10 protein-coding genes are annotated in these 10,821 nt (G+C 66.5%); 9 read left to right on the forward strand and 1 reads right to left on the reverse strand.

Annotation, left to right across the window (positions count from 1 at the left end):
• The first annotated feature begins 43 nt into the window (after nt 1-43).
• From MXD62_RS17410 to MXD62_RS17420, 3 genes are read left to right on the forward strand one after another with little or no spacing between them, the layout of a single operon-like run.
• Nucleotides 44-868, forward strand: coding sequence for an SDR family oxidoreductase (locus MXD62_RS17410; protein WP_248830542.1), 825 nt, complete (start codon nt 44-46; stop codon nt 866-868).
• A 49-nt stretch (nt 869-917) separates the two neighbouring features.
• Complete coding sequence (locus tag MXD62_RS17415; RefSeq protein ID WP_248830544.1) at nt 918-2,057, forward strand: acyl-CoA dehydrogenase family protein; 1,140 nt, start codon at nt 918-920, stop codon at nt 2,055-2,057.
• Nucleotides 2,054-3,325 (forward strand): acyl-CoA dehydrogenase family protein, encoded by a 1,272-nt coding sequence (locus MXD62_RS17420; protein ID WP_248830546.1) that lies wholly within the window; start codon nt 2,054-2,056, stop codon nt 3,323-3,325. Before MXD62_RS17415 ends, MXD62_RS17420 begins: the two co-directional genes overlap by 4 nt.
• Nucleotides 3,326-3,350: 25 nt before the next feature.
• Here the strand turns inward: MXD62_RS17420 and MXD62_RS17425 are convergent, their stop codons facing one another.
• Complete coding sequence (locus MXD62_RS17425; RefSeq protein WP_248830548.1) at nt 3,351-4,196, reverse strand: SDR family NAD(P)-dependent oxidoreductase; 846 nt, start codon at nt 4,194-4,196, stop codon at nt 3,351-3,353.
• A gap of 929 nt (nt 4,197-5,125) precedes the next feature.
• Between MXD62_RS17425 and MXD62_RS17430 the strand changes: the two genes are divergently transcribed.
• The 6 genes from MXD62_RS17430 (at nt 5,126) to MXD62_RS17455 (ending at nt 10,699) form a co-directional block, all read left to right on the forward strand.
• The gene (locus tag MXD62_RS17430) at nt 5,126-6,025 is read left to right on the forward strand and encodes a 3-keto-5-aminohexanoate cleavage protein (protein ID WP_112105826.1); all 900 of its coding nucleotides are present in this window, start codon (nt 5,126-5,128) and stop codon (nt 6,023-6,025) included.
• Between the two features lie 145 nt (nt 6,026-6,170).
• Nucleotides 6,171-7,001, forward strand: a complete 831-nt coding sequence (locus MXD62_RS17435) for a TauD/TfdA family dioxygenase (RefSeq protein ID WP_248830555.1) — start codon at nt 6,171-6,173, stop codon at nt 6,999-7,001.
• Between the two features lie 217 nt (nt 7,002-7,218).
• Entirely contained in the window at nt 7,219-7,959 is a 741-nt protein-coding gene (locus MXD62_RS17440; protein ID WP_248830557.1) for an SDR family NAD(P)-dependent oxidoreductase, read from the forward strand.
• Nucleotides 7,960-8,353: 394 nt separating this feature from the next.
• A complete protein-coding gene (locus MXD62_RS17445) occupies nt 8,354-9,352 on the forward strand; it encodes a thiamine pyrophosphate-dependent dehydrogenase E1 component subunit alpha (protein ID WP_112105823.1) in 999 nt (332 codons plus the stop codon).
• A gap of 101 nt (nt 9,353-9,453) precedes the next feature.
• A complete protein-coding gene (locus MXD62_RS17450; RefSeq protein ID WP_368862414.1) occupies nt 9,454-10,464 on the forward strand; it encodes an alpha-ketoacid dehydrogenase subunit beta in 1,011 nt (336 codons plus the stop codon).
• The gene (locus tag MXD62_RS17455) at nt 10,457-10,699 is read left to right on the forward strand and encodes a lipoyl domain-containing protein (RefSeq protein ID WP_248830559.1); all 243 of its coding nucleotides are present in this window, start codon (nt 10,457-10,459) and stop codon (nt 10,697-10,699) included. The genes MXD62_RS17450 and MXD62_RS17455 overlap by 8 nt, the downstream gene beginning before the upstream one ends.
• Nucleotides 10,700-10,821: the final 122 nt, after the last annotated feature.

A 10,821-nucleotide genomic window follows, 5' to 3' on the forward strand; every position in this document is an offset into this window, starting at 1 on the left:
TCCGCGCACCGACCATCCGACTGAGTAACTAGGAGAGACTGACATGACCTTGTTCGACGCCTTCCGGTACGACGGGAAGCGGGTCCTCGTCGTCGGCGGCGCGACCGGCATGGGTGCGGCCACCGCCGAATTAGCGCAGAGCGCCGGCGCCGAGGTCGTGGTCATGGACTACGCCGAGGTCACGCTGCCGGGCGCCAAGTCCATCCACGTCAACCTGGCGGACGCGGCGTCGATCGACGCGGCCGTCGAGCAGGTCGGCGGGCCGGTCCACGCGCTGTTCTCCGCCGCCGGTGTCGCCGACGGCACGGCCGGCATCGAGCGGATCAACTTCATCGGCCACCGGTACCTGATCGACCGGCTGCTGGCCGGGGGACTGCTGCCCCGCGGCTCGGCCATCGGCTTCATCTCGTCGGCGGCCGGCCTCGGCTGGGAGGGCAACCTCCCGCTGCTCAACGAGTTCCTCGACATCACCGGCTTCGACGCGGCGACACAGTGGGTCCACGAGCATGGCAAGGCCGACTACATGTGGAGCAAGCAGGCGGTCTGCGCCTACGTGGCTCGCGAGTCGTTCGCGCTGCAGAAGCAGGGCATCCGCGTCAACGCCATCTGCCCCGGGCCCACCGACACCCCCCTGGCGCAGGCCAACAAGGAGATGTGGCTCGGCTTCGGCGCCGACTACCGGGCCGAGATCGGCATCGAGGCGGCGACCTCGCTCGAGCAGGCCTACCCGCTGCTGTTCCTCTGCAGCGACGCCGCCGCGGCGGTCAGCGGGATCACCGTCATCACTGACGCGGGCTACTGCAGCGCCGGCATCACGGGGTCGTACCCGCCCGCGGAGCAGAACGTGCGCTTCTTCTTCGGCCGGTAGGACCGACCGGCCCCGGCGGTGCCGCCAGCGACCTGGAGGAAAACCCGACATGCTGTTGGAACTGAGCTCCGACCAGGAGATCTTTCGGGATACCACCGCGAGATTCCTGACCAGTCGGGTGCCGATCAGCGAGGTCCGGAGTCTCCGGAACCACCCCGCCGGCTTCGATCCCGACTACTGGCGCGAGGGCGCCGAGCTCGGGTGGACGTCGCTGCTGGTCAGCGAGGAACACGGCGGAGGCTCGGTCAGCGGCGGGGGGCTGGTGGACCTCACCACGATCGCCCATGAGTTCGGCGTGCACGCGGCGCCGGGACCGCTGGTCCCGACCAACGTGGTCGCCGGGACGCTGAGCACCTTCGGTGGCGAGGCGCACCGTCCCGTCCTCGAGTCGCTGCTGGCCGGCACGTCGGTCGCGGCGTGGTGCTTCGGCCCGGCCGTCGACACCGACGGCCGCGGCCCCGCGGGCCCGCGCTGCCGGATCGCCGACGGCGAGGTCGTCCTCGACGGCGTCCAGCGTCCCGTCGAGGCGGCGGGCCAGGCGCACCACATCCTGGTCACGGCCCGGGCCGAGGGTGGGCTCACGCAGATCCTCGTCCCGACCGACACCGCCGGGGTGTCGATCGAGCCGATGCGCACGGCGGACCTGACCCGCCGCTTCGCGGCGGTGACGTTCGACGGCGTCCGGCTCCCGGTCGAGGCCCTCGTGGGGGAGCCGGGCGACGCCGACGAGCTCCTCGAGTACCAGCTCCAGCTCGCCGTGGTGATAGGCAACGCCGAGGCGGTGGGCGCCCTGCAGACCGCCTTCGACATGACGCTGCAATGGGCGTTCGACCGTTACTCGTTCGGTCGCCCGCTGGCCTCCTACCAGGAGCTCAAGCACCGCTTCGCGGACCAGAAGACGTGGCTGGAAGCCTGCCACGCCGTCAACGACGCCGCCGCGGCGGCGGTCGACGACCGGTCGCCCGACGCGAAGGAGCTGGTGAGCGCCGCCAAGGCGTTCATCGGTGACTACGGCTCCGAGCTGGTCCAGGACTGCGTGCAGATCCACGGTGGGATCGGCGTGACCTTCGAGCACGACCTGCACCTCTACCTGCGCCGGGTCACCGTGAACAGGGCCCTGTACGGCACGCCGGCCGACCATCGCCAACGCATCAGCACCGTGCTCGAGAACCGGAAGGAGCGGGTATGACCGACGCCATCGAGGACGTCGAGAGTTTCCGGCTGCGTGCCCGCGCCTGGATCCGCGCGAACCTCCGCCCGCTGGAGCCGCACGAGACACTCGCGCCCACCCTCGCGTTACCGGTCCAGACCGAGGAGGAGGAACACGCCGCGCTCGCCCGGGAGCGTGAGCTCCAGCGCATGATCTTCGACGCCGGCCTCGCCGGGATCGGCTTCCCCCGGGAGTACGGCGGGCAGGGCCTGACGACGGACCACCAGCGCGCGTTCAACGCCGAGATCGTGGGCTACGAGTACCCGGCGCGGCTGCAGGCGCCGTCGTTCTCGCCCTGCGGTGCCGTGCTGCTGGACTTCGGCACCGAGGAGCAGAAGCGCCGGCACATCCCCGCCATTCTCAAGGGCGAGGAGATCTGGATGCAGCTGCTGTCCGAACCCAGCGGCGGGTCGGACGTCGCGGCCGCCCTCACCAGCGCCGTCCGCGACGGCGACGACTGGATCCTGAACGGCTCGAAGGTCTGGACGACCGGCGCCTCGACCGCCGACTGGGGCCTGTGCCTGGCCCGGACGAACTGGGATGTCCCGAAGCACCGCGGCCTGACCGTGTTCATCCTGCCGATCCACCAGCCGGGCATCGAGGTGCACCGCATCGAGATGCTGAACGGCTCGACCGAGTTCTGCCAGGAGTTCCTGACCGACGTCCGGGTCCCGGACAGCGACCGCATCGGCGACGTCGACGGCGGCTGGACGGTGGGCACGCGGTGGATGTTCCACGAGCGGATGCTCTTCAACTCGCCGTTCGTCAGCATCCCGGTGGGAACCTCGCCCGGCGAGGTCGGCGCCGCCTCCATCGTCAACGTCGCCCGGGACACCGGACGATTCGACGATCGCTGCGTCCGGGACCTCCTCGGCGAGGCCCACATGCTCGAGCTCGTCGGCCAGACACTCCGGCGCCGGATCGGCCGCGGTGTCGCCGCGGGCCGGATATCCGAACAGTCCGCCGCGATCACCCGCCTGTTCGCGGGTGTCTCCTCCGCGCGGAAGGCCACCATCGCGTTCGAGATCGCCGGCCCCGCGGGGGCGGCCTGGACGGCGGACGACGGCGCGGCCGCGAACTGCGGCGATGACTTCCTGATGCGGCAGACGTCCTGCATCGGCGGCGGCACCACGGAGATGGCCCGTAACGTGATCAGTGAGCGGGTGCTCGGCATGCCCCGCGAGCGCACACCCGACCGGGACCGCCCGTTCCGCGACGTGCCGCGCAGCGCGTCGAACCGCGTCTGACCGGGATCCCGGCCAGGTCTGGCGGTCACGTCGCTGAGAAGAACGCGAAGTCCTCCAGGAGCTGCTGATGGCGGGCACGCACCATGCCCGCCATCTCCGGATGTGTGATGATGTACGTTCGGTTGGCGCGGATGCCCCGCACGACAATCGGCCCCACGGCCTCGTCCGACATCATGCTCAGCAGCAGGTCCGACGGCAGCTCGCGACCCGCCATCGGATCGGGCGCCGGTCCACCGAACCGCTCCGGGCGGTGCCGGGCAGACGTCGAGACCAAGTTGGTTGCCACCGCTCCGGGACAGAGCACCGACACCCCGATATCTTCGGACGCGAGCTCGTGCCGCAGCATCTCGCCGTACCCGAGAACGGCGTGCTTCAACGTGGTGTACACGCCGGTGTCCGTGCCGCCCGTCTGCTTCGCGGGTAACGCCAGCAGGCCGGCCATTGACGATGTGAGCACGATGTGCGATTCGTCGCCGTGTCCACGCAGAAGCGGCAGGAACGCCTGGACCACGCGCACGGCTGCCATGAGGTGAAACTCGACGAACCACGCCCACAGTTGCTCGCTGGCCGTGGTGAGTGGAGCGTTGGTGTGGACGCCGACCGTGTTCACGAGCACATGCACGCCGCCCAGATCGCGTGCTGCGCCGGCCGCGAGTTCCGCTAACGAGTCGCGATCGGTCGCGTCCACGCGTGAAGCGTACGCGTCGCCACCGCGCCGCACGATCTCGTCGCGTACTGCTCCCGCGCTGCCGGAGTCGATGTCAGCAACGACGACTCGCATGCCCTCACCGGCGAGACCCAAAGCAATCCCGCGACCGATTCCGCTCCCGCCGCCGACAACCACTGCGCCGCGCCCATCTAGCTTGTCCATAGCTGCCCGCCTCTTGTGTCACGCCGGCCCAGGAGGCCACACATTCATGCGGCGCCCCGGCGGCATTTTCTCCAGTGTTCTGGGTAGGCCCCTCTTCTACAGGTCCGCGGCCCCAGTCTTGCGTTCGTGCCTTTCATGGGTGTTGCGCCCGTCAGGTCGACGAAAACGTACATCCGTCCCGGCTGGATCGTGCGCGAAGTGTCTTCCTTGACTATCGCAAGCCCTTGGCGAGTAGAGGAATTTATGCGCACTGACGGCAAGGTCTAGCGTCGACCGTTACGGCAGGCGAGCAGGCATGCCTCGTCTCGCCGAACCCCCGCCTTGGTCATTGCTGCCCCGCCGCGGGGATGATCTTTCGAGGACCGCTGGCGCGATGATGTAGCCCCACCTCCACCCTGTTATCGATCTTGGATCTGGCGTGGCCAGCCAGACGGACATGCCCGGCTCCGCGGACGGTCCGGTGACCAGATCCACCTCTTGCGGATCTCGGACAGTTTGTATACAACCATGCCTGAGAGGTGTATACAACAGTTGGCAAGGGGGAGGGTGGGGTCGCAGGCACGCAGGTCCGTTCATCCGAAGGTCGGTCGCCCAGGAGGTACGTCGGGATGATGACCCAAGCCCAAGGTGAGGTGGCCTATGAGCGGCCGCCGTGAGCTCGGCATCAACCGGTCGGTACCGCGCCGGACGCACCGGTGCGGCGGTCTCACCAGGGCCGAGCGCCCGCACGGCCGGCGTCCGCATCACCCGTCGGGGCCGAGATCCACGGATCAGCAGGTCGTGGATCGAGGGTCCCGTATCGGCAACTCCCAAGGGGTCGAGTGATCCCACCTGCGGGCGGCTTGCCCCGGTCCCGGGGCTCCCTCTACGGCCTCGACTACGAGGCCGACTGGCTCGACGTAAGCCGGCGTGGCGAACGTGAGGTGTGTATGACGAAGCAGAAGCTCATCATCGAGGTCCGGATCAACGAGGGAACGACTAGGGACATCAGTCCACACGTTCCCTACAGCCCTGAGGAGATCGCTAGCCAGGCAGTCGAGTGCTGGCAGCAGGGTGCGTCACTCGTGCACTACCACGCCCGGGATCCCGAGACGGGTGCGCAGTCTGCTGATGTGGATCTGTACGCGGACGTGGTGCGGCGGATCAAGCAGGAGAGTGATCTCATCACGTTTCCGACGCTGGGCGCGAGCATGTTGCCGACCGCTGAGGAGCGTGTGGGGCACATCGTCGAGATGGCGAAGGATCCGGCGACCAGGCCCGACTGCGTCCCAGTCGACATGCTGACCACCAACCTGGACCGGTACGACTCGCAGCGCAGAGCGTTCATCAGCAACGATCGAGTCTATTTGAACACGACGAAGATGCTCACGCATGTCTGCGAGACCGTGAGCGCTGTCGGGGTGCAGCCGGTATCCATGATATGGAACATCGCTGGGGTTCGGCTCACCGAGGCGTTCCTCGAGATGGGACTGTACAAGGAGCCGCTGTTCTGTGAGCTGACGCTGTTCGCGGACCCGTTCGTCAGTTATGGACATCCGGCAACGATCAGGGGGCTGCACGCGCTCCTCGACTTCTTTCCGGCGCAGGCGAACTGGCCCTGGTTCCTAAGTGTGATCGGCGGCAATGCGTTTCCGGCGCTCGCAGGCGCGATCGAATCCGGCGGCCACGTCGCCATCGGCGTCGCCGACCATTCATACCAGGAGCTCGGCATGCCCACGAACGCCGAGCTCGTCACGCGTGTCGTCGAGATGGCTCGAAGCATGGGCCGGGAGGTCGCCACACCGGCCGAGGCCCGTGAGATGCTCGGACTGCCCGGATACGAGAGTTAGTCCTCAGCATTGTCGTCAAGTTTCGTGCACGGCGCGGCCGGGTACCGCGCGAGCCGTATCCGCTCCGAGCCCCGGCGTCAGCAGAGTCCGCTTGGCGAACGGGTGCGCGTGTTCTGACATCGTCAGTTAAAGGAGGTCGGTATCCATGGGTGTAGAAACTACGCCGGCGCAGAGACTCTCGACAGTCGGCAGTATCAGATTCGAGAAGGTGACGGGGAACATCGGTGCGATCGTCCACGGTGTCGACGTCCACGTTGCCCACGGCGACGAGGTGGCGTCGGTGCTGCTGCGATCGTTGCATGAACACGGCGTGCTGTTCTTCCATTCGGACACGGCAATCAGCGGCGAGCAGTTCTCGGGGTTTTCCTCGGTCTTTGGTGAGCAATATGTCTATCCCTATGGGAAAGGGCCTGGCCAATTCGTAACCGAGGAGGGCGCCGACGCGGTGCGACTCCGGACGAGCTACTGGCACACGGACGGGAGTCCTCAGGAGAAGCCCCCCCAAGCCGCACTCTTATGCTCGGTGGAGGTCCCGGCCTTCGGTGGTGACACCATGTGGGCAAGCATGACCGCGGCATTCGATGCCTTATCGTCCCGATACCAGCGGCTGTTCGACGGCATGGAGGCTGTGCACAGCACCGCTGCGGTGGCGCGGTACCACGACGCCTTCGGCCAGGGGGAAAGTCACGTGCATCCTGTCGTGATCACCGATCCGGTGACTCGGCGGAAGGCTCTCTACGTCAACTCGGTTTACACGGAGCGGCTCGTCGGGATGAGTGAGCGGGAGAACGAGACGCTCCTGCGGATGCTGTACGAACACGTCAATACGCCGGAGTTCCACGTCCGTCTGCGTTGGCAGCCGAACATGATCGCAGTGTGGGAAGAGCGGGTTACGCAACATCGTGCGGTCGCCGACTACGCGGAACGTCGGGTCCTGCGCCGCATCACCATCACTGGCGACCGTCCGAAGGCCTGACTGCGTTCAGAGCGCTTAGCCAGCGTCTGCGACGCCGACCCGTTTCGCGTGCCAGCCAGCCAGCGGTGCTGCCTGTGAGCCCGCAGAGGTATGGGAATTAGGTTTTGTTCATGATGAGTCAGGAAGAACGACGGGCCGTTCATGGCCGCGTACTTGAGTCGTTGTGTGCTGGTGACGAGGGTACCGGTCCCGATGCACCGGTCTACGGAGGTGAGTAATGGGCATGCTTGACGGGAAGGTGGCGGTGATAACCGGCGCTGGATCGGGGATAGCGAAGGCATCTACAAAGCTCTTCGTGCAGGAGGGTGCCAAGGTGGTGGCCGTCGATATAAGTGGTGCGGAGAAGGACACTGCGGCCGAAGTTGGCGGAAATGTCCTTCCCTTCCACTGCGACGTCTCCGACGAGACGGGCGTTGCTGCGATGTTCGAGGCCACTATCAAGGAGTTCGGACGCGTCGATGCCGTGCTGAACGTGGCCGGTACCCACGGTACCCGGCCACCTGAGGTCGTCGCCGTCGCCGAGTTCGAGAAGATGACCCAGGTGAATCTGCGTGGCGTGCTCATTATGACCGAACATGCGATTCCAGCGATGCTCCGCTCAGGCGGCGGCAGCATCGTCAACTTCTCCTCGATCTCAGCAGTCAACGTCCAGAGCCGGACGTCAATCATGTATGCTGCCGCGAAAGCCGGCACCCATGCCCTTACCAAGGCGGTGGCCGTCGAGTACGGTCCCATGGGCATCCGGGCAAACGTCATCGCACCTGGATTTACGCTCACCGATATCATGAAAGGGCCGCCTGAGTTGCTGCGCGAGATGAGTTCGAAGGCTGCACTCAAACGGGGCGGTCAACCGCGGGAGCTGGCCGAGGTAGCGGCTTTTCTGGCCTCGGACCGCGCCTCCTTCGTGACCGGAGTCGTCATTCCAGTCGATGGCGGCTGGTCGGCGCGACTGGCCTAGCGAAGCGAGAGGAGGACTCCGTCTTCCTCTCGGTTCGAGGGTTCGGGTTTCCGGACGCTTCGGCGGAACGACCTGCTGTCAGCCGGTGGATGACAGACAAGAAGGCATGAAGGAGGTCGTACCTGAATCCGGCACGGCCTCCTGCCGCGTCTTCGGTGTCGCCCGACAGCGCTTCGTCAGAAGGACTTGTATACACCGGCGGGTCGATTATTGTATACGTGAATGATCGAGGGTGGAGCACCCAATGGTGGGGCGATCGCCACACGGATGCTGCGGTGCGGTCCTGCCCGATGTTGCGGCTCGTCACCCCGACAGACATGCACGAGGCTCCCGCCTCTCAGCCGCTTCGCGTGTCGCCGTCTGGCGGTGGTGCACCGGTCGCAGGAGGAGGAACATGACGACGGATCGAACGGCGGGCATCTCGGGACAGGTGCGGCGCCGGTTATACGAGCTGATGACGCTCATGAAGGCGGCCGACGACCGGCTGAGCAGAGGGATCGCGTCGGGTGAGCTGCAGTGCGTGTACTGGCCTCCTCGTGGGCAGGAGGCGATTGCCGCGGCGATGGGGGTGTGTCTTCGGTCGGACGATCAGTTGGTCACGACCTATCGGGGGTTGCATGACCTGATCGGCAAGGGTGTGCCGTTGGTGGAGATCTACGGAGAGATGCTGGGCCGGCAGGTGGGATCGGGCCGGGGTAAGGGCGGGACGATGCACATTGCCCGCCCCGACTCAGGCGTCATGTTGTCGACGGGGATTGTGGGATCCGGGCCGCCGGTCGCGGTGGGGATGGCCATGGCGGCGCGGCGCAAGGGCCTGGATCGGGTGACGGCCGTGAGTTTCGGTGACGGGGCGACGAACACCGGCTCGTTTCACGAGGCGGCGAACATGGCGGCGCTGTGGGATCTGCCGTTGGTGCTGGTGTGCCAGAACAACCAGTACGGCGAGATGACGCCAACTGAGCACACGATGAAGATCGCCCAGGTCGCGGACCGGGCGGGCGGGTACGGGATGCCGGGTGTCCGCGTCGACGGCAACGACCCTCTCGCCGTGCTTGCCGTGTTGACGCAGGCCGTGGAGCGGGCGAGGAGCGGAGGGGGCCCGACGCTGGTGGAGTGCGTGACGTTCCGGTTCCGTGGTCACTACTTCGGGGATCCCATGGCGTACATCCCAGCTGAACGGATGGCCGCCGCTGTCGAGGCTGATCCGATCCCGCGGTTCCGGTCGCGCCTGCTGGAGACGGGGGTCTGCGATGAGCACGAGCTCGACGAGATCGAGGCGGCCGCCGTCGCGGCGGTCGAGGAGGCGTTGACCGCGGTCCTGGCGGCGCCGGTCGCGGCACTCGACGAGCTGGATCGTGACGTGTACGCCGACCCGCGGAACTGCCCCGCCTAGACCCATATCCCGCTGGCGTCACGGTAAGAGCGGCTCCGGGCAATGCCGGCCTCGTGATGACTGTTCGCCTTCTCGATCATTGGACCTGCATAGAGGTGGACGTGGACGAGCAACGGATGACGATGCGCGAGGCGTTGAACCTCGCTTTGGACCAGGCGTTGGCGCTTGATGAGCGTGTCTTCCTGCTGGGGGAGGATATTGCCGATCCCGGCTCCAGCGGGCCGACCAAGGGGCTGTCGACCAAATACGGCGCGGATCGGGTGCTTGACACGCCGATTTCCGAAGCGGCGATCGTGGGTGCCGCGATCGGTGCCGCGATGGAGGGGTTCCGCCCGGTCGCAGAAATCATGATCATGGATTTTATTGGTATCGCCGCCGATCAGATCGTCAATCATGCGGCGAAGATGCGGTTCATGACCGGGGGGCGGACGACCGCGCCGATCACGGTCCGGACACAGGTCTATGGCGGGTTGGGGACCGGGGCGACGCACTCGCAGTCGTTGGAGGCGTGGTTCATGCATGTTCCGGGGTTGAAGGTGATCGTGCCTTCGACGCCGCGGGACGCCAAGGGTCTTCTCACGTCGGCGATTTTTGATGATGACCCGTGCGTCTTCCTGGAGACGATTCGTCTGCAGGGCCAGCGCGGGTTGGTACCGGTGGATCCGGGATTCTCGATTCCACTGGGTCAGGCGGACGTGAAGCGGCCGGGTACTGATGTCACGTTGATCGGCTATGGCCGGGGGGTGGTCGAGTCGCTCGGCGCGGCAGCCGTGCTCGAGGCGGAGGGGGTCAGCGCCGAGGTGCTTGATCTGCGCACCCTGGTTCCGCTCGATGTGCCGGCGATGGTTGATTCGGTGCGTCGAACGAGGCGTGCTGTGGTGGTGCATGACGCGGTGCGGTTCGCCGGGCCCGGGGCGGAGATCGCCGCGATTCTGCAGCGCGAGCTCTTCGGTGTTCTTGAGGCGCCGGTGGAGCGGGTGGGTGCCCGGTTCGTGCCGAATCCGGCCCCGCCGGCACTGGAATCGCAGATATACCCGAACACCGAACGTATTGTCGCGGCGGTCCAGCAGACGCTGCGGTCGGAAACGACCAGGGACGGTGCCTGTGGCTGACTTCGCGATCCGTATTCCGCGTGTATCGGTCGCGATCTCGGAGGCGGAGCTGATCGAGCTTCTCGTGGATGAGGGAGCGAACGTCTCTGAGGGCGACCCGTTGTTCATCATCGCGACGGACAAGGCCGAAACCGAGGTCGAAGCCGGCGCGTCCGGCACGGTGCACTGGACCGGCGCCATCGAGACGGTCTATGAGATCGGTGCCGAGATCGGGACGATCCAGGCGTCGGGCTGACACCGTATGGAAGCCCGTGTGGCAGGAGGTTTATGTTGATGGCTCTCACCGACGACCGCCGGGCCGACGCTGCCCGCGACGTCCCGTTCGCCATGCGGGATCCGTTACGCGTACCACGTGAA

Source organism: Frankia sp. Mgl5 (genome assembly GCF_023242985.1).
Classification (GTDB): Bacteria; Actinomycetota; Actinomycetes; order Frankiales; family Frankiaceae; genus Parafrankia; species Parafrankia soli.

What these genes read in the sequence shown, in the direction of transcription:
- MXD62_RS17430 (WP_112105826.1), top strand. Translation starts at nt 5,126, where the DNA reads ATGACGAAGCAGAAGCTCATCATCGAGGTCCGGATCAACGAGGGAACG.
- MXD62_RS17425 (WP_248830548.1), bottom strand. Translation starts at nt 4,196, where the DNA reads ATGGACAAGCTAGATGGGCGCGGCGCAGTGGTTGTCGGCGGCGGGAGC.
- MXD62_RS17440 (WP_248830557.1), top strand. Translation starts at nt 7,219, where the DNA reads ATGGGCATGCTTGACGGGAAGGTGGCGGTGATAACCGGCGCTGGATCG.
- MXD62_RS17445 (WP_112105823.1), top strand. Translation starts at nt 8,354, where the DNA reads ATGACGACGGATCGAACGGCGGGCATCTCGGGACAGGTGCGGCGCCGG.
- MXD62_RS17415 (WP_248830544.1), top strand. Translation starts at nt 918, where the DNA reads ATGCTGTTGGAACTGAGCTCCGACCAGGAGATCTTTCGGGATACCACC.
- MXD62_RS17410 (WP_248830542.1), top strand. Translation starts at nt 44, where the DNA reads ATGACCTTGTTCGACGCCTTCCGGTACGACGGGAAGCGGGTCCTCGTC.
- MXD62_RS17420 (WP_248830546.1), top strand. Translation starts at nt 2,054, where the DNA reads ATGACCGACGCCATCGAGGACGTCGAGAGTTTCCGGCTGCGTGCCCGC.
- MXD62_RS17435 (WP_248830555.1), top strand. Translation starts at nt 6,171, where the DNA reads ATGGGTGTAGAAACTACGCCGGCGCAGAGACTCTCGACAGTCGGCAGT.